The organism is Aquirufa ecclesiirivi (assembly GCF_011250515.1).
In the GTDB taxonomy this organism is placed as follows: Bacteria; Bacteroidota; Bacteroidia; order Cytophagales; family Spirosomataceae; genus Aquirufa; species Aquirufa ecclesiirivi.
This window is the reverse complement of the sequence record NZ_JAANOP010000001.1, coordinates 595,599-620,549: the sequence shown is the minus strand read 5'-3', so window position 1 is coordinate 620,549 and position 24,951 is coordinate 595,599. Positions and strand designations below refer to the sequence as shown.

At 39.3% G+C, this 24,951-nt stretch carries 31 protein-coding genes; 5 read left to right on the top strand and 26 right to left on the bottom strand.

Annotated features, from left to right (window positions below):
- Window positions 1-8: 8 nt before the first annotated feature.
- The 17 genes from rplR to rplC form a co-directional block, all read right to left on the bottom strand.
- Window positions 9-356: a 50S ribosomal protein L18 gene (gene rplR, locus G9H65_RS02640; protein WP_166373782.1), complete on the bottom strand. Its 348-nt coding sequence runs from the start codon at window positions 354-356 to the stop codon at window positions 9-11.
- Window positions 357-401: 45 nt separating this feature from the next.
- The gene (gene rplF / locus G9H65_RS02635; RefSeq protein WP_166373781.1) at window positions 402-959 is read right to left on the bottom strand and encodes a 50S ribosomal protein L6; all 558 of its coding nucleotides are present in this window, start codon (window positions 957-959) and stop codon (window positions 402-404) included.
- A 61-nt stretch (window positions 960-1,020) separates the two neighbouring features.
- Window positions 1,021-1,416, bottom strand: coding sequence for a 30S ribosomal protein S8 (gene rpsH, locus G9H65_RS02630; RefSeq protein WP_109324407.1), 396 nt, complete (start codon window positions 1,414-1,416; stop codon window positions 1,021-1,023).
- A 76-nt stretch (window positions 1,417-1,492) separates the two neighbouring features.
- The gene (gene rpsN / locus G9H65_RS02625) at window positions 1,493-1,762 is read right to left on the bottom strand and encodes a 30S ribosomal protein S14 (RefSeq protein WP_109324408.1); all 270 of its coding nucleotides are present in this window, start codon (window positions 1,760-1,762) and stop codon (window positions 1,493-1,495) included.
- 39 nt (window positions 1,763-1,801) lie between these two features.
- Window positions 1,802-2,356, bottom strand: coding sequence for a 50S ribosomal protein L5 (gene rplE / locus G9H65_RS02620; protein ID WP_166229555.1), 555 nt, complete (start codon window positions 2,354-2,356; stop codon window positions 1,802-1,804).
- Window positions 2,357-2,400: 44 nt separating this feature from the next.
- Window positions 2,401-2,736, bottom strand: a complete 336-nt coding sequence (gene rplX / locus G9H65_RS02615) for a 50S ribosomal protein L24 (protein ID WP_166373780.1) — start codon at window positions 2,734-2,736, stop codon at window positions 2,401-2,403.
- Between the two features lie 41 nt (window positions 2,737-2,777).
- The gene (rplN, locus tag G9H65_RS02610; RefSeq protein WP_166373779.1) at window positions 2,778-3,146 is read right to left on the bottom strand and encodes a 50S ribosomal protein L14; all 369 of its coding nucleotides are present in this window, start codon (window positions 3,144-3,146) and stop codon (window positions 2,778-2,780) included.
- Between the two features lie 46 nt (window positions 3,147-3,192).
- Window positions 3,193-3,450, bottom strand: a complete 258-nt coding sequence (gene rpsQ, locus G9H65_RS02605; RefSeq protein WP_109325446.1) for a 30S ribosomal protein S17 — start codon at window positions 3,448-3,450, stop codon at window positions 3,193-3,195.
- Window positions 3,451-3,519: 69 nt separating this feature from the next.
- The gene (gene rpmC, locus G9H65_RS02600) at window positions 3,520-3,711 is read right to left on the bottom strand and encodes a 50S ribosomal protein L29 (protein ID WP_109324412.1); all 192 of its coding nucleotides are present in this window, start codon (window positions 3,709-3,711) and stop codon (window positions 3,520-3,522) included.
- Window positions 3,712-3,750: 39 nt separating this feature from the next.
- A complete protein-coding gene (gene rplP / locus G9H65_RS02595; protein ID WP_109324413.1) occupies window positions 3,751-4,170 on the bottom strand; it encodes a 50S ribosomal protein L16 in 420 nt (139 codons plus the stop codon).
- A gap of 43 nt (window positions 4,171-4,213) precedes the next feature.
- The gene (rpsC, locus tag G9H65_RS02590) at window positions 4,214-5,041 is read right to left on the bottom strand and encodes a 30S ribosomal protein S3 (RefSeq protein WP_109324414.1); all 828 of its coding nucleotides are present in this window, start codon (window positions 5,039-5,041) and stop codon (window positions 4,214-4,216) included.
- Between the two features lie 23 nt (window positions 5,042-5,064).
- On the bottom strand, window positions 5,065-5,442 hold the full coding sequence (rplV, locus tag G9H65_RS02585; protein ID WP_109324427.1) for a 50S ribosomal protein L22: 378 nt from the start codon (window positions 5,440-5,442) through the stop codon (window positions 5,065-5,067).
- 39 nt (window positions 5,443-5,481) lie between these two features.
- A complete protein-coding gene (gene rpsS, locus G9H65_RS02580) occupies window positions 5,482-5,760 on the bottom strand; it encodes a 30S ribosomal protein S19 (protein WP_109324428.1) in 279 nt (92 codons plus the stop codon).
- Window positions 5,761-5,763: 3 nt separating this feature from the next.
- A complete protein-coding gene (rplB, locus tag G9H65_RS02575) occupies window positions 5,764-6,591 on the bottom strand; it encodes a 50S ribosomal protein L2 (RefSeq protein ID WP_109324429.1) in 828 nt (275 codons plus the stop codon).
- A gap of 47 nt (window positions 6,592-6,638) precedes the next feature.
- A complete protein-coding gene (gene rplW, locus G9H65_RS02570; protein ID WP_109324430.1) occupies window positions 6,639-6,926 on the bottom strand; it encodes a 50S ribosomal protein L23 in 288 nt (95 codons plus the stop codon).
- 37 nt (window positions 6,927-6,963) lie between these two features.
- Window positions 6,964-7,593 (bottom strand): 50S ribosomal protein L4, encoded by a 630-nt coding sequence (gene rplD, locus G9H65_RS02565; RefSeq protein WP_109324431.1) that lies wholly within the window; start codon window positions 7,591-7,593, stop codon window positions 6,964-6,966.
- 42 nt (window positions 7,594-7,635) lie between these two features.
- Window positions 7,636-8,253 (bottom strand): 50S ribosomal protein L3, encoded by a 618-nt coding sequence (gene rplC / locus G9H65_RS02560; RefSeq protein WP_109324432.1) that lies wholly within the window; start codon window positions 8,251-8,253, stop codon window positions 7,636-7,638.
- Between the two features lie 530 nt (window positions 8,254-8,783).
- Here rplC and fbaA point away from each other — a divergent pair.
- Complete coding sequence (gene fbaA, locus G9H65_RS02555; protein ID WP_166373778.1) at window positions 8,784-9,866, top strand: class II fructose-bisphosphate aldolase; 1,083 nt, start codon at window positions 8,784-8,786, stop codon at window positions 9,864-9,866.
- Between the two features lie 254 nt (window positions 9,867-10,120).
- On the opposite strand, the gene G9H65_RS02550 is transcribed toward fbaA, so the two are convergent.
- The 7 genes from G9H65_RS02550 to G9H65_RS02520 form a co-directional block, all read right to left on the bottom strand.
- Entirely contained in the window at window positions 10,121-10,606 is a 486-nt protein-coding gene (locus G9H65_RS02550) for a hypothetical protein (RefSeq protein ID WP_166373777.1), read from the bottom strand.
- A gap of 379 nt (window positions 10,607-10,985) precedes the next feature.
- Window positions 10,986-11,570 (bottom strand): precorrin-2 dehydrogenase/sirohydrochlorin ferrochelatase family protein, encoded by a 585-nt coding sequence (locus tag G9H65_RS02545; RefSeq protein ID WP_166373776.1) that lies wholly within the window; start codon window positions 11,568-11,570, stop codon window positions 10,986-10,988.
- Between the two features lie 9 nt (window positions 11,571-11,579).
- A complete protein-coding gene (gene rlmN, locus G9H65_RS02540) occupies window positions 11,580-12,641 on the bottom strand; it encodes a 23S rRNA (adenine(2503)-C(2))-methyltransferase RlmN (protein ID WP_166373775.1) in 1,062 nt (353 codons plus the stop codon).
- A 1-nt stretch (window position 12,642) separates the two neighbouring features.
- Window positions 12,643-13,095: a GatB/YqeY domain-containing protein gene (locus G9H65_RS02535; protein WP_166373774.1), complete on the bottom strand. Its 453-nt coding sequence runs from the start codon at window positions 13,093-13,095 to the stop codon at window positions 12,643-12,645.
- 5 nt (window positions 13,096-13,100) lie between these two features.
- Window positions 13,101-14,633 (bottom strand): GH3 auxin-responsive promoter family protein, encoded by a 1,533-nt coding sequence (locus tag G9H65_RS02530; RefSeq protein ID WP_235927445.1) that lies wholly within the window; start codon window positions 14,631-14,633, stop codon window positions 13,101-13,103.
- Window positions 14,633-15,484, bottom strand: a complete 852-nt coding sequence (locus tag G9H65_RS02525; protein WP_235927444.1) for a glycerophosphodiester phosphodiesterase family protein — start codon at window positions 15,482-15,484, stop codon at window positions 14,633-14,635. Before G9H65_RS02525 ends, G9H65_RS02530 begins: the two co-directional genes overlap by 1 nt.
- 44 nt (window positions 15,485-15,528) lie before the next feature.
- Complete coding sequence (locus G9H65_RS02520) at window positions 15,529-15,870, bottom strand: DUF4296 domain-containing protein (protein WP_166373773.1); 342 nt, start codon at window positions 15,868-15,870, stop codon at window positions 15,529-15,531.
- A 100-nt stretch (window positions 15,871-15,970) separates the two neighbouring features.
- Here G9H65_RS02520 and G9H65_RS02515 point away from each other — a divergent pair, with 100 nt between their 5' ends.
- Genes G9H65_RS02515 through ispE form a run of 4 tightly spaced genes read left to right on the top strand, consistent with a single transcriptional unit; the run spans window position 15,971 to window position 19,503 of the window.
- A complete protein-coding gene (locus tag G9H65_RS02515; protein WP_205753220.1) occupies window positions 15,971-16,843 on the top strand; it encodes a DUF58 domain-containing protein in 873 nt (290 codons plus the stop codon).
- The gene (locus G9H65_RS02510; RefSeq protein WP_166373772.1) at window positions 16,843-17,703 is read left to right on the top strand and encodes a hypothetical protein; all 861 of its coding nucleotides are present in this window, start codon (window positions 16,843-16,845) and stop codon (window positions 17,701-17,703) included. The genes G9H65_RS02515 and G9H65_RS02510 overlap by 1 nt, the downstream gene beginning before the upstream one ends.
- Window positions 17,700-18,692, top strand: a complete 993-nt coding sequence (locus G9H65_RS02505) for a VWA domain-containing protein (RefSeq protein WP_166373771.1) — start codon at window positions 17,700-17,702, stop codon at window positions 18,690-18,692. Before G9H65_RS02510 ends, G9H65_RS02505 begins: the two co-directional genes overlap by 4 nt.
- 1 nt (window position 18,693) lies before the next feature.
- Window positions 18,694-19,503, top strand: a complete 810-nt coding sequence (gene ispE / locus G9H65_RS02500; protein WP_166373770.1) for a 4-(cytidine 5'-diphospho)-2-C-methyl-D-erythritol kinase — start codon at window positions 18,694-18,696, stop codon at window positions 19,501-19,503.
- Here ispE and G9H65_RS02495 read toward each other — a convergent pair.
- Both G9H65_RS02495 and G9H65_RS02490 read right to left on the bottom strand, forming a co-directional pair.
- On the bottom strand, window positions 19,500-20,630 hold the full coding sequence (locus G9H65_RS02495; protein ID WP_166373769.1) for an efflux RND transporter periplasmic adaptor subunit: 1,131 nt from the start codon (window positions 20,628-20,630) through the stop codon (window positions 19,500-19,502). The two genes, ispE and G9H65_RS02495, sit on opposite strands and share 4 nt — an antisense overlap.
- Window positions 20,623-24,951, bottom strand: a complete 4,329-nt coding sequence (locus tag G9H65_RS02490) for a CusA/CzcA family heavy metal efflux RND transporter (protein ID WP_166373768.1) — start codon at window positions 24,949-24,951, stop codon at window positions 20,623-20,625. Before G9H65_RS02490 ends, G9H65_RS02495 begins: the two co-directional genes overlap by 8 nt.

The following is a 24,951-nucleotide window of genomic DNA, read 5'->3' as shown; positions in this document are numbered from 1 at the left end:
ATCTTTTATTAAAATTGTAAGCCACCCTCGCGAGCGCCTTCAGCTAATGATTTAATTCTTCCGTGATACAAATAACCGTTACGATCAAAAACCACTTTAGTGATTCCAGCAGCTTTGGCCTTATCTGCGATAGCTGTTCCTACTAATTTGGCAGCCTCTACATTGTTGTTCACTTTACCTTTCTTATATGAGGTAGCAGACATCATCGTCTTTCCACTCAAATCATCCACCAACTGAGCGTACATCGCTGTGTTGGAACGGAAAACAGTTAAACGAGGACGTTCAGCTGTACCTTTTATTTTCGCACGTATCGCACGTTTGATGCGAAGTCTACGTAAATCTTTTGTTGTTGCCATATTGATTTAACTTGTTTGTGTGGATTTCCGGCCCACGCTTTCTATTTATTTCTTACCACCTGCTTTACCTGCCTTGCGACGAACTTGCTCACCCACAAAACGAACACCTTTACCTTTGTAAGGCTCCACTGGACGAAGTGATTTGATTTTAGCCGCCACTTGACCGATCAATTGCTTGTCGATTCCTTCTAAGTTAACCATTGGGTTTTTACCTTTCTCCATCGCCGTAGTGATTTTGATTTCCTCTGGTATAGCCATGAAAATAGCGTGAGAGTAACCTAAGCTTAACTCCAAGATATTACCCTGGTTTGCTGCTTTGTAACCCACACCAATGATTTCCAAATTCTTCACAAAACCCTCACTTACACCAACAACCATGTTGTTGATTAATGAACGGTAAAGACCGTGCATGGCTTTGTGACGTTTTTGCTCTGTAGGACGTTTTACCGTCAACACATTTTCTTCGATTTCGATAATGATATCTTGATCAATTTGTTGAGATAAAGTTCCTTTAGGGCCTTTTACTGTTACCAAATTACCTGCGTTAACATCGATGGTTACACCAGCAGGAATGTTGATAATTTTATTTCCTATTCTTGACATGAAAATGTAGTTTTTGCTTAGATTTCGAGCTTAGCTCCTTTCAGCGTTAAACAATTAATTATTAATATACGTAGCAAAGAACTTCACCGCCAACGTGTAGTGTACGTGCCTCTTTGTCTGTAATTACTCCTTTCGAAGTAGACAAAATTGCGATACCCAAACCGTTTAATACGCGTGGCAACTCTTCAGCTCCGTTGTACTTACGTAAACCTGGCTTAGAAATACGAGTCAAATTAATGATTGCAGGTTGCTTAGTTACTGCATTGTATTTCAAAGCAATCTTGATGGTTCCTTGAACTGTAGTATCATCAAATTTATAATTTGAAATATACCCCTTATCAAAAAGCACCTTCGTGATTTCCTTTTTAATGTTGGAAGCAGGAATTTCAACTACCCTATGGCGTGCCTTCAAGGCATTTCTCAATCGGGTTAAATAGTCTGCTATAGGATCTGTCATTGTTTTTAAATTTGCCGCAAGCCATTAAAAAGGCCTGCAAAATTACAAAAATGAATTTAATTAATCAAATTTTATATTACCAGCTTGATTTGGTCACTCCTGGAATCAAACCATTGGATGCCATTTCGCGGAAAGTAACACGGCTAATGCCGAATTTACGCATATAACCACGTGGACGACCGGTCAACTTACAACGGTTATGAAGACGTACTGGAGAAGCATTTTTAGGTAACTTATCCAATCCTAGGTAATCACCTGCTGCTTTCAATGCCGCTCTTTTCACTGCATATTTAGCAACAGCTGCTTCGCGTTTTCTTTCTCTAGCTTTTACTGACTCTTTAGCCATGATGTAAAAATTTTAAATGTGTTAGTAGCCCGTGGCTAATTATTTTTTAATATTGGAAAAAGGCATTCCTACGGCAGCCAATAAAGCGTAAGCTTCTTCATCCGTATTAGCTGTAGTCACAAACGTGATGTCCATACCGGAAATTTTAGCTACTTTATCGATGGAAATCTCAGGGAAGATGATTTGCTCTTTCACCCCTAATGTATAATTTCCACGACCATCAAATCCCTTTTCTGAGATTCCTTTAAAGTCACGTACACGAGCTAAAGAAACCGTAGTTAAACGATCTAAAAACTCATACATACGATCTCCACGCAAGGTTACTTTCACACCAATTGGCATGTTTTCACGCAATTTGAAGTTAGAGATTGCCTTTTTAGAAATTGTTGCCACTGCCTTTTGACCAGCAATTTGAGTGATTTCTTCTACAGCTACATCTACTAGCTTTTTGTCCGCTACAGCGGCTCCTACACCTTTATTGATTACGATTTTAGTAATCTTAGGTACTTGCATCACAGATTTGTACTGAAACTTTTCTTTTAAGCTTGGTACAACCTCTTCTACAAAACGTTTTTTTAATCTAGGTACTGCCATTTTTGTATATGTTGTGGATTTCCGACCCACGCGTTAAATTCTATTTATGCAATAAATTTTCCTGTTACTTTAGAATAGCGCTGTAACTTACCTTGCTCGTTTACTTTACGACCAGTACGTACAGGCTTTCCGTTTTCAACCACCATCAAATTAGAGATGTGGATTGAACCCTCACGCTTTTCAATACCTCCTTGAGGATTGCTTGCTGAAGGCTTAACGTGCTTCGTTTGCAAATTAGCTCCTTCTACAATTGCACGAGATTTCTCAATGATCACTTGCTTGATAACACCAGTTTTACCTTTGGCATTACCTGCAATCACCATCACAGTATCTCCTTTTTTTACGTGCAATTTTGTTTGCTTGCTTGTATTATTTTCCATGGTATGATTTTTTCTATTGGATAACCAATATATCTATCTATTTATAAAACTTCTGGGGCTAAAGAAACAATCTTCATAAAACCAGCCTCACGTAATTCACGTGCTACAGGTCCAAAAATACGTGTTCCTCTTGGCTCATCGTTGGCATTTAATAAAACGGCCGCATTATCTTCAAAACGAATATACGTACCATCTTTGCGACGAAATTCTTTTTTCGTACGAACAACTACTGCTCTTGAAACTGTTCCTTTCTTCATGCTTGAAGAGGAAAGAGCCGACTTAACTGAAACTACAATTTTATCGCCTACAGAAGCATATCTTTTTCCAGTACCTCCCAAAACGCGAATCACTAAAACTTCTTTCGCTCCAGAATTATCCGCTACACCCAATCTTGATTCTTGCTGTAACATTATCTTTGATCTTTAAATTTTAAATTTTGAATAACAAGAGATAGAATTATTTCGCTTTTGCGATTACTTCTACTAATCTCCAACGCTTATTTTTAGAAAGAGGACGGGTTTCCATCACTTTCACTGTATCACCAATTCCGCACTCATTATTCTCATCATGAGCCATCAATTTAGTGGTCTTCTGTACGAACTTTCCGTACAAGGGGTGCTTGACCTTACGGTCTACTGTAATAGTGATTGATTTATCCATCTTATCACTAACCACTTTCCCAATCCTTACTTTTCTTAGGTTTCTTTCTTCCATGGTTGTTGGACTTGTTAAACAATTGACCATTAGCAATGTCGAAATGGTCTATTAAAAATTAATAATTAATTAAGCTTTTGCTTGCGCCGATAAAGCTGTCTCTAAGCGGGCAATCAATTTACGAGTTTCACGAATACGCATTGGGTTCTCAATCGGTGAAATGGCATGAGCCAATTTCAAACGAGATAAGTTCTCCTGCTCCACAACGATTTGCTGTGTCAATTCCGCTACTCCTAATTTGTTTATTTCTGCGTTTTTCATAACGATGCTATTTAAATTTTAAACCTAGGGTTTAAAACTCTATTCTGAATAATCTCTACGTACTACAAATTTTGTACGCATCGGTAATTTCTGAGCGGCTAAACGCAAAGCTTCTTGCGCTAGGGCTAAAGGAACACCTGCTGATTCGAACAAAATAGTACCTGGACGAACGTTGGCTACCCAATACTCAGGAGCTCCCTTTCCTTTACCCATACGAACCTCTGCAGGCTTCTTAGTAATAGGTTTGTCAGGGAAAATACGAATCCAAACTTGACCTTCACGTTTCATGGCACGAGTAACCGAAATACGAGCTGCCTCAATTTGACGAGCTGTAATACGACCTGGCTCCAAAGATTTAATAGCGAATGATCCAAAATCAATTTCGTGGCCACGGGTAGCAACCCCTCTTACGCGACCTTTTTGCTGCTTACGAAATTTCGTTCTTTTTGGTTGTAACATCTTCTTATAAGTCTAATATCTAATACAAAATTATTATGGATGCTTAGCGCTTTCCTCCACGGCCACGGTTTGCACCACCAGCACCTGGTTTGTTGCGATCACCACCTTGATCTGCTCCTTCTGGACGACGAGAACGTCCTCCTCCGCGACGGTCATCGTCACGACCACGCGGGCCACGATCACCAGGACGAGAATCTGCCGAAGTAGATTGCAAGCCCATGTTTGCATTGGGAGATAAATCACGCTTTCCAAAAACCTCTCCACGGAATACCCATACTTTGATACCGATTTTTCCGTAAACAGTTAATGCTTCAGAAATGGCATAATCCACATCTGCACGCAATGTGTGCAATGGGATACGACCTTCCTTGTATCCTTCAGAACGTGCCATTTCAGCACCTCCCAAACGACCTGATAATTTCAATTTAATACCCTGAGCTCCTACACGCATGGCTGAAGCAATCGCTTGTTTCATCGCACGACGGAAAGAGATACGAGCTTGTAATTGTTGAGCAATTGCTTCTCCAATTAATTTAGCATCGATTTCTGGGCGTTTAATTTCAAAAATGTTGATTTGAACGTCTTTTCCAGTGATCTTTTTCAACTCCTCTTTTACCTTATCTACCTCGGCACCTTGCTTACCAATCACGACACCAGCACGAGCTGTATTGATCGTCAATGTGATCCGCTTTAAAGTACGTTCAATAATAACTTTAGAGATAGATCCCTTTGGAATACGAGCAGCCACATACTTTCTGATCTTCTCGTCCTCAACCAATTTATCCGCGAAAGTCTTACCACCGTACCAGTTAGAATCCCAACCTCTTACGATACCTAATCTTAATCCAACGGGGTTAATTTTTTGTCCCATTTCTTGTTATATCTAATAGTTAATTATTCAGCTGAATTTGTTTCCTCTAAAGCAGGTGCCGCCGAAGAAGCCACTACTAAAGTGATGTGATTGGATCTTTTCAAAATCCGGTGACCTCTTCCCTGAGGAGCAGGACGTAAACGCTTGATAGATGAACCTCCATCTACGAAGATAGTCTTGATGTATAAATCAGCTTCTTCGATTTTAGCGTCCTCATGTTTGTTCTGCCAGTTAGAGACTGCTGATAACAACAATTTTTCAATTGCTTTAGCACCCACTTTAGGCTCAAACTTTAAAATACCTAAAGCCTTAGATACTTTTTGTCCGCGTACCATATCCGCTACCAAACGCATCTTTTGAGGCGAGGTAGGAACATTTCTTAATTTAGCAATAGCTTCCATTTTTCAATTTCTGATTATAAGACCCGTAGGTCAATATCTTTACTTTTTACCCTTGTCTTTTTTCGCTATGTGACCACGGAAGTTACGGGTCGGCGAGAACTCACCTAATTTGTGACCTACCATGTTTTCAGTGACATAAACTGGGATAAACTTATTCCCGTTGTGTACCGCAAACGTGTGGCCTACGAAATCTGGAGAAATCATTGAACGTCTTGACCATGTTTTGATCACCGACTTTTTGCCGGATTCGTTCATCACCTGTACCTTGTTGTCAAGGCGGTAATCAATGTAAGGACCTTTTTTTAGTGAACGTGCCATCTACTATTTTTTTCTTCTACTGATGATAAGACGATTAGTGTGTTTCTTTGGATTACGAGTTTTCTTACCCTTAGCCAATAAACCGGTACGAGAACGTGGGTGACCTCCTGAAGCGCGGCCCTCACCACCACCCATCGGGTGATCTACTGGGTTCATCACCACACCACGAACACGTGGACGGCGACCTAACCAACGATGACGACCTGCTTTACCCAAGTTCACGTTCATGTGATCTGCATTCGATACAGTACCGATAGTTGCTAAGCAACGAGCCAATACCATACGCATTTCACCTGAAGGCAACTTAAGCGTGGCGTATTTACCATCACGTGCTAACAATTGAGCGTAAGTTCCTGCCGAACGAGCCATTTCAGCTCCACGACCTGGCTGCAATTCAATTGCGTGTACCAAAGTACCCAATGGGATGTTTGCCAAAGGCAATGTATTTCCAATCTCGGGAGCCACTGACTCACCAGAGATCACTGTTTGACCTACTTGAATTCCTTGCGGAGCTAAGATATAAGCCTTTTCTCCATCTGTATACTCTACTAGAGCAATACGTGAAGTACGGTTTGGATCGTATTCTACTGTCAAAACAGTAGCCGATACATCAAACTTAGAGCGAGTAAAATCAATCACACGGTAACGACGCTTGTGACCTCCTCCGATGTAACGCATCGAACGACGACCATCTGCATTTCTACCACCTGTACGCTTGATAGGCTCCAAAAGGGGCTTATACGGCTTGTCCGTAGTAATCTCCTCAAACGTTGGCGCAATGCGCTGACGTTGGCCTGGAGTTGTTGGTTTTAATTTTTTAATAGCTGCCATTTATTTTAGTTCAAATTATCGGGATGAACCCCCTTAATACATTCTAATTAAATTCCTTGGTAGAAGTCAATCACTTCTCCAGTTCCTACTGTAACGATTGCCTTCTTAATCGTAGAAGTACGTCCAGAAGTAATTTTAGTACGAGTACTTTTGGATTTTTTCTTTCCAATTTGACGCATGGTTTTTACATCCAATACCTCAACTCCGTACATTTTCTTAACCTCCTTGGCAATCTCAATCTTGTTTGCAGTTAATTCAACCACAAATACATACTTGCCTTTTTCTTGCATGGCTTGCGACTTTTCAGTCAAGGCCGGACGTTTAATAATGCCCATGGTATATTTCGTTTATAACAGAACTAGGTTCTGAAAATTATTTACTAAAAGATGATTCAATTTTTTGGATCGCTGCTTCTGTGATCAACAACTTAGTAGCATTTACTAAATCATATGTATTCACATCCGATGCTGTCGAAACTTTTGCCTTGGGAACGTTACGTCCTGACAATACGACATTCTTGTCTACTTCTGGAGTAATCAATAATGTTTTCGTATTATCTAAAGAGAAAGCTTTCAACATAGTCAAATACGCTTTTGTTTTTGGAGTGTCAAATGCCACTGAATCCAAAATTGCGATATCTCCACTCTGTGCTTTCGCAGCTAGAGCTGACTGGCGAGCCAATGACTTCACCTTTTTGTTTAATTTGAAATGGTAATCACGTGGACGTGGACCGAAGATACGACCACCACCTTTCATCAATGGAGATTTCATCGAACCGGCACGTGCACCACCTGTACCTTTTTGTTTTTTAATCTTACGCGTTGAACGTGAAACTTCTGCACGCTCTTTCGCCTTGTGTGTTCCTTGACGTTGATTCGCCAAATATTGCTTCACATCCAAGTAAACCACATGCTCGTTTGGAACAATGCCAAAGATCTCGTCAGAAAGGGTTACTTTCTTTCCGGTATCTTTACCTGCTATGTTATATACTGCTAATTCCATAATCAGAATGTCTATTGTTAAAGGCTCACGCCTTTATGGGTTTTAATTTTCAATAATTACGTATGAGTTCTTCGCTCCAGGAATTGATCCTGATACCACCAAAAGGTTTTTGTCTGGATAAATTCTCAAAACCTCTAAGTTTTGAACCTTAACACGATTTCCTCCTGTGCGTCCAGCCATACGTAAGCCTTTGAATACACGTGATGGGAATGAACAAGCTCCAATAGAACCTGGGTGACGACCGCGGTTATGCTGACCGTGAGTTTGACCACCCACACCACCAAATCCGTGACGCTTAACAACACCTTGAAAACCTTTACCCTTAGAAGTTCCTACCGCATCAATGAAGGTTCCAACTTCTAACATTTCTACTGTTAATACATCTCCTAAGTTCAATGGTTGCTCGAACGTGCGAAACTCTACCAATTTTTTCTTTGGAGTTGTGTTAGCTTTCTTAAAGTGACCCAACAAAGATTTTGTTGTGTGCTTCTCTTTCTTTTCACCGAAACCGATTTGAACAGCGTTGTAGCCTTCGTTCTCAACAGTTTTCACTTGCGTAACAACACAAGGGCCGGCCTCAATCAGCGTACATGCAACGGATCTACCGTCTTCCATGTATAGGCTGGTCATTCCGATTTTTTTACCAATAATTCCAGACATATAATATTTTGTTTAAAAAATTATGCTCACAAGGCTATCTAAGGCTTGTTGTGAGACTTTTATTCAAAAATCACTGCGAACAATGACGAAGAATCAATAAAAATGCAGATTGGCGTAAAGCGACAAGATGGCGGCGCTGTGGATAACAGCGAAAAACACCTTGTGTAGCTTAATATTCAATCAATGGGTTGGGCATTCAACATTCATTAATCAATACCAGTTCTAACACAAAAATCGAGCTTACCTCAATTTAAACCATTTCGACCCGCATTTTTGGTGTTTTAAATAAATTCGAGAAGTTCTGCCAACCTCTTTCTGAATAAAAAACTGCGTTTGTCGAACGGGAGTGCAAAGGTAGGAAAAATATTAACACATCCAATAGCTCTATTAAAAATATTTTTTAGCTAATCCACTGAGTCTGTGTATTATTCGGAATTAAGCCTTAGAATTTGTGCATTTTTACTAAATTTGTGCCCTACTCACCTGTTAATCAGGTAGTTTTTATTTATTTCCCAAGAAAAAAAATCATTATGTCAAGTTTAACCAACCAAAAAGGTGTTTTGTACGGAGATGCCGTACAGGAATTATTTGAAATTGCTAAAAAACACCAATTTGCATTACCTGCGGTAAATGTTACTGGTACTGACACTGTTAACGGCGTATTAGAAGCTGCAAAAGCAGTAAATTCCCCAGTTATCATTCAATTCTCGAATGGCGGTGCTCAATTTTATGCTGGAAAATCTCTTCCTAATGGAAACCAAGAAGCATCCATCGCTGGGGCTATCTCTGGAGCTTATCATGTACACCAATTAGCTAAAGTGTATGGCGTGCAAGTAATTCTTCATACCGACCACTGCGCGAAAAAATTACTTCCTTGGTTAGACGGACTTTTGGATGCAGGTGAAAAATTCTATGCTGAAACAGGACAACCTTTGTTCTCTTCTCATATGATAGATTTGTCGGAAGAGCCTTTAGAAGAAAACTTAGAAATCTGCGCTAAATACTTAACCCGTATGGCTAAGATTGGCATGACACTTGAAATTGAATTAGGTGTAACAGGCGGTGAAGAAGATGGTGTGGATAATTCAGATGTAGATTCTTCTAAATTATACACTCAACCGGAAGAAGTGGCTTATGCCTATGAGGTATTAAATGCTATTTCTCATCGTTTCACCATTGCTGCTGCTTTTGGTAACGTTCACGGTGTATACAAACCAGGAAATGTAAAATTACAACCTGTCATCTTGAAAAACTCTCAAGATTTCATCCGTCACAAATATGCATTAGCCGCTGAGAAACCGATCAACTTCGTGTTCCATGGTGGTTCAGGTTCTTCTCGTGAAGAAATTCGCGAAGCTATCTCCTATGGAGCTATCAAAATGAACATCGATACGGATTTGCAATGGGCTTTCTGGGAAGGTATTCTTAATTTTTACAAAGAGAAAGAAGCTTATCTACAAGGTCAAATTGGTAACCCTAGTGGTGACGATGCTCCAAACAAGAAATTTTATGACCCGCGTGTTTGGTTACGTAAAGGAGAAGACACATTTGTTGCCCGTTTAAAATCAGCTTTTGAAGATTTAAATGCCAACAATGCCAATCAGTACTTATAATTTGTACAGGATTAATCATAAAAAATAGGGCTCAGTCGAGCCCTATTTTTTTGACTAAAATTGATGTACTACTATAGAAACTAAGGTGAAATAAGTCTTGCTGGAATGAAGGTAAGGGTAAGAAGGTATGGGCAAGGGGTGTATGGGCAAGGGGTGTATGGGCAAGGGTAGATTTGACAACTTTTAAAAAGTTGTCAAATCTAAGTTGTCAAACCTTGTCAAATCATTGTCAAATGTCAACATAAATCCCTCCATTACTCGTCCGTCAATGAAAGAATATCAGTTTCTTTGATTTCCCTTGAGTGAAAATCAATAAACTGTTTTTTTCCGCCAAACCATTCCAACACAAATTCTTTTTCGACAAAACTCTTTTTGAATTGTATTACCTGGGAATAAGAACTCCATTCCCATTGCCTAAAATCTGATATTAATCCATGCTTCTGTGGATTAATATGGATATAACTTATCAAAGTAGTCAAATCCTCCGATTTCTCAACCAATACCCGCTTAAATGGTGTTTGAAACAGTGTCCCTACACGCCCATGTTGCTTATTAAAAGCCATGGTATAAGATTGGAAAAACTTTTTAAGTCTACTCGCAATTAGTTCGTGAACCGTCTTCCCTCCTAAATCACTGTCACTAAAATGTTTGACCTGTACTAAAAAATGAAAATGGTTGTCGTTTAGACTATAGGCTAATACATCTAAGTAGCCCTCAAGGTATTTTACCCACTGACGCAAAAAATAAAAATAATTTGATCGAGATTTGAATATTGATTTCCTATCTACCCCTCTGTTGTAAAGGTGATAAAATTCTCCAGATGTAAATTGAGTATAATAGTGTTCGACAAAGGCCATAAGCTAGATTAAAAACGAATCTAGAAATTATGAACTGCATTAACATTCGTCCGAGAAGAATATCAGTTTATTGATAAAATTTGGTGAAGATGAAGACTTATCAATTAGGATACTAACTTTGAAAAACGATTCCTTGTCAATAGATTTGTCTACTTGAGTTTAGATTTGACAACTTTTTAAAAGTTGTCAAATCTTTTAAAAATCAATAAAATCCATAAAATCAGCAATAAATCCCTTTTTCTCCTAAGAAATCCTCCCCTGATTATTTCTTGAAAATCAAACCCTTCGTTAACTCATTCAGCGCCTTTATCTTGGATTCAAAATCGCCCTTAAGGTCTTTACGCAAGGCCTCCAAGGAATCTAAAGAGGTTTGAATGTCATCAGGTATAACCTCTTCTAAAAAGGCCCGAATGCGTTTAGCTAAAGTAGGCGACTTGCCATTGGTAGAAATCGCAATTTTCAAATCCCCCTTTTGAACGATTGACCCTAAATAAAAATCACATAATGCCGGGGTATCAGCCACATTGCACAATAAATGTCTTTGCTGAGCTAATTCACGAATCTGGACATGCAATTCATATTGATCTGTTGTGCAAATCACCAAATCCCTTCCATCCAAATCCGCTGCTTCAAATGGTCTGTGCATCAATTGAACTTGTGGAAAATCCTTCAAATAATCCAATGTATCTTCTCTGAAAAATGGAGCCACCAAACTTATTCTAGAGTTAGGTGCATTCCTTAACATAGCTGATACCTTTTCTAAAGCAACATTTCCCCCTCCTACAACCAAAACATCTAATTGTTCCAATTTCAAAAAAACAGGAAATAGCCTATTCTGCGCTTCCATCCAATAAAATTATGCTGTTTTCTTTCCTGCTAATTGTCCACAAGCCGCATCAATATCCTTGCCTCTAGACCGTCGCACATTGACAATCATCTTCTTACTTTCTAAAAATGCGGTAAACTTCGCTAAAGCATCAGCTTCTGCGTTTACAAATGAGGCCTGTGCAATCGGGTTATATTCTATGATATTAATCTTACAAGGCAACTTTCTTGCAAATTCCCACAACTCTTTAGCATCTTCTACGGAGTCATTGAACTTATTGAACATGATATACTCTAACGTAATCTCATTTTCTGTTTTATCGTAAAAATACCTCAAAGCCTCTGCTAATGCCACCAAGGTGTTGGTTTCATTAATCGGCATAATCTGATTCCTTTTTGTATCATTGGCCGCATGAAGTGAAAGCGCCAAATTAAATTTAACTTGATCATCCCCCAACTTCTTAATCATTTTAGCAATGCCTGCCGTAGAAACCGTAATCCGCTTTGGCGACATCCCTAAGCCATCTGGTGAGGTAATTTCCTCAATCGATTTCAACACATTGGCATAATTCAATAAAGGTTCCCCCATCCCCATATAAACAATATTGGTCAGTGGTATGCCATATTTTTCTTGAGCTTGATCACGAATCAATACCACTTGGTCATAAATCTCATAAGACTCCAGATTTCGTTTCCGATCCATATAACCCGTAGCACAAAAACTACAAGTCAAAGAACAACCCACTTGCGATGATACACAAGCAGTCATTCTTTCTCTAGTAGGAATTAATACCCCCTCTACCAAATGCCCGTCATGCAACTTAAAACTCGACTTAATCGTCCGATCCGTGCTAATTTGCATATCGTCCGTCTGTACACATTGCAAAGAAAAATGTTGATTTAACCACTCACGTGTCGTTTTCGGAATATTACCCATCGCATCAAAACTGCGGGCTGATTTCTTCCAAATCCACTCATGAACTTGTTTAGCACGAAACGCAGGATCACCATGCTGAATCATAAGTTGCTTCAACTCGTCTAAACTGAGCTTTCTGATGGCTCCCAATTCCTCTTTCTTAGCTATTTCTGACACTTTATTTCTTTAAAAGTTCTCCTACTTTGGTTGAAATAGCTTTACCATCCGCCAATCCAGCTAATTGCTTACTTGCTACTCCCATTACTTTACCCATATCTGCCGGGCTCATAGCTCCTACTTGAACAATGATAGCCTGAATCTTTTCTGTCAATTCTGCCTCACTCAACTGCTTTGGTAAAAACTCTTCAATAATACTCAATTCTGCCTGTTCTTTTTCGGCTAAGTCTGGGCGGTTTTGAGCTACATACACTTCCAATGAATCTTTACGTTGCTTGGCAGCTTTCATCAAAATCTTCATTTCTGTATCAGCTGACAATTCACCCGCATGGGATCCAGAAGTTTCTTCTAATAAAATTTGTGACTTAATTGCACGTAATGCACGTAGTCTATCGGCATCTTTTGCACGCATCGCGTCTTTGATCCCGTTCTCAATGGTAAGTTTTAATGACATGTTTTTTATTCTTTAAAATGAGCTTTGACTCCCTCCAAAAACTCCCGATTATTACTCAATCGAGGAACTTTATGCTGGCCTCCTAACTTTCCTCTTTCCCGCATCCATGCGTAAAAAGTTCCCAATGGAGCCTGATGAACAATGGGTGGGCCTAATACTAAATCATAAGACCGCTTAGCGTCATAATCTGAATTAATCTCGCGGAGGGTTTGATCCAATACCTCCACAAAGGTACGCATTTCTTTTGGTGCTTTTGAAAATTCTATAATCCATTCGTGGCTACCACGTTGGCCACCATTCATATAATTCGGCGCTGCTGTATATTCTTTGATGACGGCATTCGTGGTTAAACAGGCTTTAGATATGGCTATTTCTGCATTTTCCATAATTACCTCTTCTCCGAAAGCATTGATAAAATGCTTCGTTCTCCCAGAAATTTTTATTCTAAAAGGGTCCAAAGAAGTAAAACGAACCGTATCTCCAATTTTATAGCGCCACAAACCCGCATTGGTGCTAATCACCAAAGCATAATTGACCCCCAATTCCACTTGACTTAAATCAACTATTGTATCTTGTTCCTCCCCTTCATCATTGATGGGAATAAACTCATAAAAGATCCCATAATCCAACATCAGTAATAATTCGTCGTTTAAAGTCAAATCATCCTGAATACCAAAGAACCCCTCGGAGGCATTATATATTTCCAGAAAACCCACTCCTTGATCCCGAAAAACTTGTTTTTGGAATAACTCCCGATAAGGTCCGAAAGCTACTGCTCCATGAATCATAAATTCAAAGTTTTCCCAAACTTCCAAAATGGACTTCTTTCCCGTAATTTCCAATATCTTTTCAATCAATACCAATGTCCATGTTGGAACCCCCAAAATACTCGTTACGTTCTCTTTGGATGTTTCCAATGCCATACGCTCAATCTTCTGATCCCAATCATCCATCAAGGCTACTTCCAAAGAAGGGGTACGAATCATTTGAGCCCAAACAGGCAAATTCTTCATAATAACGGCTGACACATCTCCTACAAGCACATTGGGATTGGTAGCACAATAAGACAAACTACCCCCAATAGACAAGCCCTTCCCCTCAAAAACCCTTGTTTCGGGTCGGTTATGTATCAATAAAGTAATCATGTCCTTTCCTCCCATCATGTGACAAGATTCTAATGATTCTTTAGAAACAGGAATAAACTTACTCCGTGCATTCGTAGTACCAGAAGATTTAGAGAACCATGTCACTGGACTATTCCAAAGGATTTGCTGCTCACCTTGCATCACTCGATCGATGTAAGGAAAAATTTCCTCATAGGTAGAAATGGGCACTTGTGCCTTAAATGCAGCATAATTATTGATTTGACCATAGCCAAATTGCTTGCCCCATTCGGTTTGCCTTCCTGATTGTACCAAATCTTTCAAACAAATTTCCTGCAAATCCAATGGACGAGTATAGATGGATTCAATCCGCGACATACGTCGTTTCATGAACCATAAAAGCGTTTCATTGAATAAAGAAATTCCGTTTGCCATCAATGCACAGGTTTTAAATATTGAGGTACACGGTTGGGATAATCGGTAATGACGGCATCAACACCCATCTCCGCCAAACGAAATATGGCATCTGCTTCATTAGCTGTCCATGGCACTACTTTCATTCCATTTTTATGGCAATAAACCACCAATTCTGGACTTAGAGATTGATAATTAGGGCTGTAAATAGCTGGGACGAATCCTAAATCTTTGATCGTATTTTCTGGACTTTTTCTCGAAACTAAAGCAGAGAGCATAATTTGTGCTGGAAATTTTCCTTCCTTCATGGCCTTATTCCAATATTTTAACACTTGGAAGTCAAAACTTTGTAACATGATGTACTCAGGTTTTACCTGCTTGGAAATAACAGTCCAAACTTTCTCTGAAAACTCTTCTACCGTTTTGGGTTGAGAAATACCATATTCTGCCTCCACAGATTTGATTTCAATATTGTAAAAAATATCCTGTTTGTGTTTTTTTCTAAAAGCTTCGCCCAGTGCTAAAACCTCGGACAACAATGGTTTGTGCGCTGCCATAGCTTTTTGCTCTGGGAAAGAGGCATTCCCCCTTTTTCCTGTGTCAAACTGTTTAATATCTTCATAAGTCATCAGAAACAGATTGAATTTCCTTTCTTCTTCCTTGGTTACAGCTTGTCCATCTGGCTTGGAACTATAGATTGAATTCATATAAGGTTCATGAGAAACAAGAACTTGCCCATCTGCAGAAATACATACATCCATCTCGAGTACTCGAACACCTGCTTTTAGTGCCTGTTCAAATGCCGGAATGGTGTTTTCTGGGTAAAGTCCTCTAAACCCTCGATGTCCTTGAATGAAAGGCAGCTGCGCCATAGCCATAAAGTTTAATAGCCATAAAATACATAATCCTACTAGTCTCATCGATGTGAAGTTTCAGGCTTTTTAAATCGTTTTTCCATGATTCGATTTACCTTATCATACAAGCGCAAAAAATCCTTTGGCTCTTGTACATAGCGATCAAAATTGCTCGCAAACTGCAAAGAATCCACTCCATACTTTTTAAAAATACGCTTTTCTTGATAATTGTACGCCAAGATCGATGAATCAATACTTCCAAAATGCAAATTGGAAACCTTGGATTCTTCGATGTGTATATCGACCAATATCTCAGCTAATTTATCCTCTTCAATGAGTTTGGATTCCGACGATTCCCCGCATGCTAAGAATCCCAAACATAGTAGGAAATAAATTTTTCTCATGGTTCAAATTTCCCCTTAATTTAGAAAGCTTTTGTGGCTTTTCATTCGACTTGCTCAAAAAATAGGTAATTTAGCACGATTCTAAGCCCTCATTCATTCCATGGATTCGGACATTCATTCCTTTCTTTCCCATGTTGTTCAATTGGAAATTCGCATCAGAAAAGCGATAAATACCCAAATGCACGGGAATTTTTCGTCCATTTTCAAAGGCTCGGGATTGGAATTTAGTGACCTGCGTCAATACCATTATGGAGACGATGTACGTCATATCGACTGGAATACCACCGCCAAAGGCCACGGTACTTTTGTCAAATTATTCAAAGAAGAAAAAGAACAAACCGTATTTTTTTTATTGGATGTAAGCGCCTCCCAACAGGTGGGCAGAAACTCCCAATCCAAACTTAAAACATTGAAAGAAGTAGCTGGCGTACTTTCCTTTTCAGCCATGCAAGAAGCTAGTCATTTAGGATTTTGTGGATTTTCCGACAAAAACGAGAAATTCATGCCTCCTGCCATGGGTAAAAAACATGCCTACCGCGTCATCACTGAGCTTTTTAAAATGGAACCAGAGAATACTGGAACCGACCTCAAAGCGGCTTTAGGATTTACCTTGCAGGTGTTAAAAAGGCGCAGCCTAATTTTTGTCATATCTGATTTTATCGATGAGAATTACCAAGATCTATTAAGGGCTATGTCTCAAATGCATGATTTAGTAGTCATCCAAATCGTAGATAAGCAAGAAATAAAACTTCCATCTTTGGGTATTATCCCCATTTTTGACCCAGAAAGAAAAAGAACGACCTGGGTAAATACCAGTTCAGCTTTTTTCAAAAACTTACAAAAGGAACAAGGTTCCCATAGAGCCGAAGAACTCAAAAAATTATGTAAACAATGGCAAGCTGATTACATCAGTATACGTGCAGGAGAAGATTTTGTCCCAACTCTTGTGAAAATGTTTACCGCTAGAAAATAATGCAACAAAAGCCCATTCAAATCAAAGGTCAATTTTTAGAAGATTCTGTCAAAATTGGACAGCAGATTCACTATAGCCTTTCGGTACGACATGGAAAAAATCAAGAAATATTTTTCCCCTCAGTAAACCAAACTTTTGGGGCGTTTCAAGCTGTAGAAAGAACATATTTTCCTACTAGGACAGATGAAAGTGGAAGTATTGATTCTGCCGTTTATACTTTTCAACTATTTCGGATTGAGAATCAACAAAGTTTAGCCATTCCTGTTTACCTCTTGCAAGAGGCAGATTGTACTAAAATCTACCCCATTAAAGATCATGTCTATTTAAAACGCCTCGTGCCTCATCCTGAGAAAATCAATTTGGATTCCCTCTACCAGCATGTAACAATTGCTCCATTGCAACCAAAAACAGACTTGAAAAATGTAGTCATTTGGGGATTAGGTCTATTAATTTTTACTGGACTAATCTACTGGTTTCTAGGAAATAGCTTGAAAAAATGGTTCAAGCTTTATGTATTGTGGCGAAAAAATGCTGAATTCCGCCGTTTCTATCAAAGGTATATTCGCAATATTGAGAATAACCAAATGGGATTACAAAATTTGGAACGTGCATTTTCTCTTTGGAAAAAATATTTAGAAAGCTTAACCTTAAAACCATTTACCACATTTACCACCAAAGAAATGGTAGATACCTTGGAAAATAAACAATTAGCGAAGGCATTACATGAATTAGATTCAACCATTTATGGAGGAAATTTTTCTGGTAAAACGACAGATTCGGTCAATATGCTTTTAGAAATTGCCAATTCCATATATCAGGAAGAAAGAACATTCATTTCTCAGGAAAATAAAAAGCCATGAAATTCCAGCTATTCTTTTCTTGGCAGCAATTTATTTCCCTATTTTCCTACCAGTGGGAACATGAGGTTTTTCTATTTCTCCTCCCCCTTCCCTTGCTTATATTTTTGATTCGATATTTATTAAATAGAAAAAATCAAGCTCGAATTACCCTTTCATTTACAAAACCATTAATCCAAAACCGATTAATCCGATTCATCAGCTTTATCCCAGATATCGTTCAAATGATGCTCCTTACCAGCATCATTTTAGCTTTAGCTGGCCCCTATAAAGTCAACCCAAAAAGAAAGATTCAACCGGATGGAATTGACATGGCTCTAGCTATCGACATATCGTCCTCTATGTTGAATCGAGACGTTAATCCTTCTAGATTAGTCATTGCCAAACAAGTAGCTACCTCTTTTGTCAAACAAAGAAAGAATGATTTCATCGCTGTAATCGCCTTTGCAGGTGCTCCCTATTTAGCCAGCCCCATCACCAACGATTCTAGTTATTTGCAACAAACCTTATTAGGGCTTGATTCGAAATTAATTAAAGAAGAAGGTACTGCTTTAGGCGATGCACTAGGCATGTGCATCAATCAGGTAAGAGATTCTCCTAATCCTAAGAAAATCAGCATTTTAATCAGTGATGGAAATAATACTGCAGGTAATTTGGACCCTCTGACTTCCACTGAATTAGCGAAAACCTTTGGCATCAAAGTATATACCATTGCTGTAGGTAGTGTAAAACCATCCATGGACCCCGTGGATGAAAGTACGCTTCGTATCATTGCCGAAAAAAGCAATGGAAAGTTTTACCGTGCTACCGATCAAAAGAGTTTAAATGCCATTTTTGATGAAATCAATCAATTGGAATCTACCAAAGTGAAAGAAATATATTGGGAAGAACATGTAGATCAGAGTAAATTTTTCTTTGATTTTGCGTTCATTCTTTTCTTTTTGGGACTATTCCTCAAACTCAGTCCGATCAGCAATATTTTAGAAGATTAATATGGTCCTTTTCCCCAATGCCAAAATCAATATCGGCCTACACATTCTTGCCAAAAGACCTGATGGTTTTCATGAATTGGAAACATGCTTCTTTCATGTTCCTTGGACAGATATTCTAGAAATTAGTCCAAGTCCACACCTAGAATTTTCTTCCTCAGGCCTGCCTATTTCAGGTGAAGTTCAAAATAATTTATGTCTTAGAGCCTACAACGCATTAGCTAAGGATTTTAATTTACCACCTGTACATCTACATGTACATAAAATCATACCCATGGGAGCAGGATTAGGTGGAGGATCTGCTGATGCCGCATTTACTTTAATGGGTTTACGAGATTTCTTTCAATTACCTCTAACGAACGAACAATTAGTCCCCTACGCCCAACAATTAGGCAGCGATTGTGCCTTTTTCCTTTTCCAACAGGCCCAATTAGGCAAAGGTAAAGGCGACGAATTAAGTCCTATTGCCTGTTCTTTACAAGGTCATCATGTCGTCCTGATATATCCTAATTTTGGCATTTCTACGCAGGAAGCATACTCTCAAGTCAAACCGCAGCCAGCAAAAATTGATTTGGCCCAAGCCATTCAAAAGCCTTTAGAAAGCTGGAAAGACCTTATTTCCAATGATTTTGAACAAAGCTTATTCCCGAAATACCCTATACTAGCTCAAATTAAGCAAGATTTATATGATCAAGGTGCCCTTTATGCCGCGATGAGTGGTTCGGGGTCTACCATCTTTGGGATATTCAACAAAGAAGTCGACCTAGCTGAGCGCTGGACCGACTTCACTTGTTTCCAAGGTATAATTTCTTAGTCCTTAGCAAAGATCGCCTCTAAGGCAGAGGCTCCTTTAATGACAACCTTTCCTGCTGGCATGGTCTTCGTAGGTTGCACCCCAACAAATTCCTCATTGGAACTAAGTACTTTTACAGGAACCTGTTCCATGATCCCTTGTGGGTTTTCTACATAAATAAATCCTCCCTTACCTACTCGAGCTAAACCAGCCTGAGGAATGGTTTTCATTTTTTGATTACCTACCAAAATCTTTGCATTGATAAATTGGCCAACAGTAAATCGTTGTTCATCAGATTCATTATTAAAATGACCATGAACCGAGGTGGTTCGAGTACTTAAATCGACCTGCTTGCCAATCAAAAACACTTTCCCTTTCCCTTGCATTCCTTCTGCTTCAAATTGGATTGTTTGACCTATCTTTAAACTACTTAAATCTCTCTCAAACACTTTCAACTCCACATGTTTGTGAGCTATACCAACCAGCTTCACCAATTCATCAGTGGGCTGAACATACTTTCCAATGGACATAAATACATCCACGATATAGCCATCTATGGGAGCTTTCAATTGCAAATAGGAAGAGATATTTCCCTTAGAGAGCGATTTCAAATCACACCCTAATATTTCCAATTTCAAGCCCAGCGATTTGACCTGCGCCTGTACATTTGAAAAATCAGCCTCCGCCAATTGGAGTTTCTTCTTAGACCCTACTTCTTCTGTATTCAAAACTTGTTGACGAGATTTCTCTGAAGTCAAATAGGTTTGCTGACTCAATGCCTGAATATATTCTTGTTGCATTTGAATATAATCCAAACTGGTAATCGTGGCTAAAACCTGTCCTTTGTGTACTAGCTTTCCTGGTAATATTTCAAAAGTCGATTTGACATAGCCCGCTATTGGCAGTGAAACAGAAGCCATTGAAATCGGCGGCACATCCACCAAACCCGTGCAAGACACTTCGGAGGACATTTCTTTTTCCTCTAGTTCTCCTAATTCAATTCCAGCATTTTGTTTCTGCTCGGCACTTAGCTTGATACTTGACACAGCTGTTTCAGCTTCTGCCGATTCTGTTTCTTTACTTCCACAGGCCAACAATCCGCCGATGAAAATTAGGGTAATCCATTGATATATGATGTGCTTATTCATTTCCTAAAATGGTTTCAATTTGAATGATGTTTTGATTATATGCCAAAACTTCCTGTAAATATTGTTCTCTAATCTGCCAAGCTTGTTGCGTATTTTGTAGCATTTCAACATACTCGATTTCCCCTTGTTGGTAGCTTTTCAAAGCCGTTTGAACCAACCATTCTGCTTGAGGCAAGGCTGTTTGTTGATAGTACTTCAATGAATTGCCAAATTTGCCCAAGGATATTTGAGCATTTTGTAAATCTGTACTTATTTGACTGAGTACCTGATCTTTTTGGCTTGCAATTACTTGTTCTTGCTTTTGAGCGGCAGAAATACGCGCCTTCTGTCCTTTGGCAAAGATGGGTAAGGCTAAACCCGCCTGAACAAAGTTCTGACCTCCATAATTTTCAATACTCTGCGTTGTGGCTCCTATCCGAATATCTGGTTTCATTTTATTCTTCTCCACCTCTGTTTGAAGTTTGGCATGAACAACCTGTTCTTCCAACAATTGAAGCGTAGGATTTTTAGCTAAATCAGCTGGAATTAGAGGCGCTTGCATCGTTAAAGCATTTGAATTTTGTATCACAAACGCTTCCTTACGATTCATCCAGTAAGCCAAAATCTGATAATTAGCCTGAATATCTGCTTGCAAGGAAAGCTGCTTCTGTTGAAATTCCCTCAAACGCGCTTCAGCAGCAACCACCTCTAATCGGTTCGTTTCTCCTTGTTTAAAACGGACACTAGCTGCCTTCAACATTTGGGAATAGATACTATCTTGTTGATGTAAATATTCTAGATGTTTTTGCTGAATTAACAGTTGATAGTAATACCATTTAACGCTTGACAGTACTAAGATTTGCGTAATCTTTTGCCTTTTCTCTACCAACATTTTTTGGGAAGTCAGTGCTTTTACTTGAGCTCTTAACAAGGTTGGCCACGGAATACTTTGGGAAGCAATAATGGTATAATCCTGACTAAAATATGTTTGCGTTTTACCATATTGAAAATCAATACTTCCTTTTGGCAAATCCTTTCCAGACTGAATCAATGCTTCTGCACTTTGAATTTCTAGGTTTCCAGTATTCAATAAAGCATTATGTTGTAATGCATCCTGCATGCAGTTAGACAAGGTCAAAACCGGTTTAGATCCCTGACCTAAGCTTGAAAAACTAAGCATTAAGCCGGCTAAAATCACCAAAACAATCATAGGCTGCGACTTCAACTTTTTTTCTCTTCTTGTCATCACCAAAGAATAAACCACAGGAATAACTACCAGCGTTAGAAAGGTAGCTGTGATTAAGCCTCCAATAACCACCGTGGCCAAGGGTCGCTGAACCTCCGCACCTGGTGATTGACTCAAAGCCATGGGTAAGAAGCCTAAAGAAGCCACAGAAGCAGTCATGATAACTGGACGGAAACGCAATTCGAGCCCTTTCTTTAGTCGCTCTGCTACCGAATACCCTTCCGTAGCTAATTGTTTGAAAAAAGAAAGTAGAACAATTCCATTCAATACCGCCACACCAAATAAAGCGATAAAACCAATTCCTGCGGAAACTGAAAAAGGCATCCCCCTTAAATATAAAGCCCAAATCCCCCCAATGGCGGAAAGTGGGATAGCCAAATAAATGATGGCCGCTTCTAACATGGAATTGAATGTAAAAAACAAAAGCGCAAAAATTAAGGCTAATGCCAATGGAACCACAATGGACAATCTGGATTTTGCCGCTTGAAGGTTTTCAAATGTACCACCGTACTTGACATAGTAACCAGCTGGCAAAGTGATTTTATTCTTCATCACCTTTTCAATGTCTGTTACAACACTTTGTACGTCTCTATTTCTCACATTAATACCAATGGTAATCCGTCGATTGGTATTATCACGAGATATTTCGACAGGTGCATTTTGATAATCTACCGTGGCCACTTCTTCCAGTGGAATTTGAGATCCATTCGGTAAATCTAAATAAAGCTCCTTCAAATTTTGAATATCGGCACGATGCGCTGAATCCAAACGAACAACTAAGTCAAAGCGCTTTTCTCCTTCCATCACCAAACCAGCCGTTTCTCCTGCAAATGTCATTTTCACTCGTCTGTTCACATCTTGAATACGTAAACCATACTGGGCCATTTTAGCGCGATTATAATGAACAACTAATTGCGGCACCCCGTCGATTTGCTGAACCTTGATATCACCCACTCCCTCGATATTTCGAATATAACGAGCTGCTTCAGTCGCTTTATCAAACAAGATTTCTAGATCTTCGCCAAATATTTTAATAGCCACATCGGATTTAACACCCGCAATCAACTCATTAAAACGCATTTGAATAGGCTGGGTGAATTCAAAGTTTACTTCAGGAAAAGCATCTAACTCTCGATCCATTTTTTCTTCCAATTCCTCCATGCTTTTGGCTTTCTTCCAAACACTAGGTTCATTCAATATAATGATTAAATCACAGGCATTGATTCCCATAGGATCCGTTGGGATCTCCGATGCTCCAATTCGTGACACGACTTGCTTAATTTCATCTGGGAATTTTTTAAGCAACAAGGCCTGCGCATTATTGTTGACCGCTATACTTTGAGATAGGGAGGCATTGGTTGGCAAGATTGTTTCTACTGCAAAATCGCCTTCATTCAGCTCGGGAATAAATTCCCCTCCCAAGGTGGTAAATAAACCTATACTTCCTGTTAATAGTACAAAGGACGCGATGACCACTTTCTTGCGATTGCTGAGTGCCCAGTTGACGATAGGACTGTATTTGCCATACATAAAGTTCATGATTCTATCAGCCCAGGTAATCTTATGACTCACCTTTTTACTTAGAAATAAGGAAGACATCATCGGTACATAGGTTAATGAAAGCAACAGAGCTCCAAAAATGGCAAACGAAACTGTTTGGGCCATAGGTCGGAACATTTTACCCTCAATCCCTCCTAATGCCATGATCGGTAAATACACAATTAGAATAATGATGACACCAAAGGCTGCCGATTTAAAAATGGCTTGAGCTGAGATATTTACTTCTTCATCCATTTCATGTTGACTTAGGACTTCTCCTTTCCTCCTAGAATGGAGTCGATGTATGATGGATTCCACAATGATCACCGCTCCATCTACAATCAAACCAAAATCGATGGCCCCTAATGACATTAAATTGGCCGAAACGCCAAAGATATGCATCATGGCAAAAGCAAATAGCAAACAAAGAGGAATCATGGATGCCACAATAAGCCCTGCTCGCCAATTCCCTAATAAGAGTACCAGGATAAACACGACGATTAATCCCCCTTCAATTAAGTTTTTCTCAACGGTATTAATTGCTTTACCAATTAAGATACTTCGATCTAAATAGGCATTGATGTGAATTCCTTGCGGTAGCGTTTTTTGAATCAATTCCATACGTTCTTTCACATCCTTCACTACGGTATTGGCATTCGCTCCCTTTAACAAAAGCATGACCGCACCCACTGCCTCTCCATTCCCATTTTTTGTCATGGCACCATAACGTACCGCTTTCCCAAATTGAACTTGGGCAACATCTCTGACGAAAACGGGCAATCCACCTGAACCACGCTGTTTAATTACCGTATTTTCGATATCGGCTAAGGACTGTATCATCCCTTCTGAACGAATGAAATAGGCATCGGTTCCCTTCTCTAAATAACTACCACCTGAATTGGAATTATTATTTTCTAGGGCAGTAAATAGCTCGTCGATACTGATGTCCATCGCACGAATTCGCTCAGGATTAATGGCTACTTCATATTGTTTGACATAGCCCCCAAAAGAACTGACTTCAACTACTCCTTTGATTCCCAGCAATTGACGTTTGACAATCCAATCTTGGTAGGTACGTAAATCCGCTAATGAATATTGATCCCTAAATTCAGGGTCCACGTCCAAGGTATATTGATAGAATTCCCCTAAACCCGTGGTGATCGGAGCCATTTCAGGAATACCTGCTCCACGTAGTAAATAAGGTTCCGCGGCTTTTAATTTTTCCGAAACCTGCTGTCGCGCTACCTCCATGGCTACCTCATCTTCAAAGACGACGGTAATAATGGATAATCCCATACGAGAAATGGAACGAATATCCTTCACATTGGGGATGGTTCTCAACGAAATCTCTAATGGATAAGTGACAAATTTTTCCACTTCAGACGCAGCTAAAGCGGGAGATTGTGTGATGACTTGTACCTGATTCGAAGTGATATCAGGCAATGCATCAATGGGCAAACGAGTGAGCGAATAGCCACCCCATGCCACAAGACCTAAGACGAATAAACCTACAATGAGTTTATTTCGAATACTAAAATATATTATCGAATGAATCAT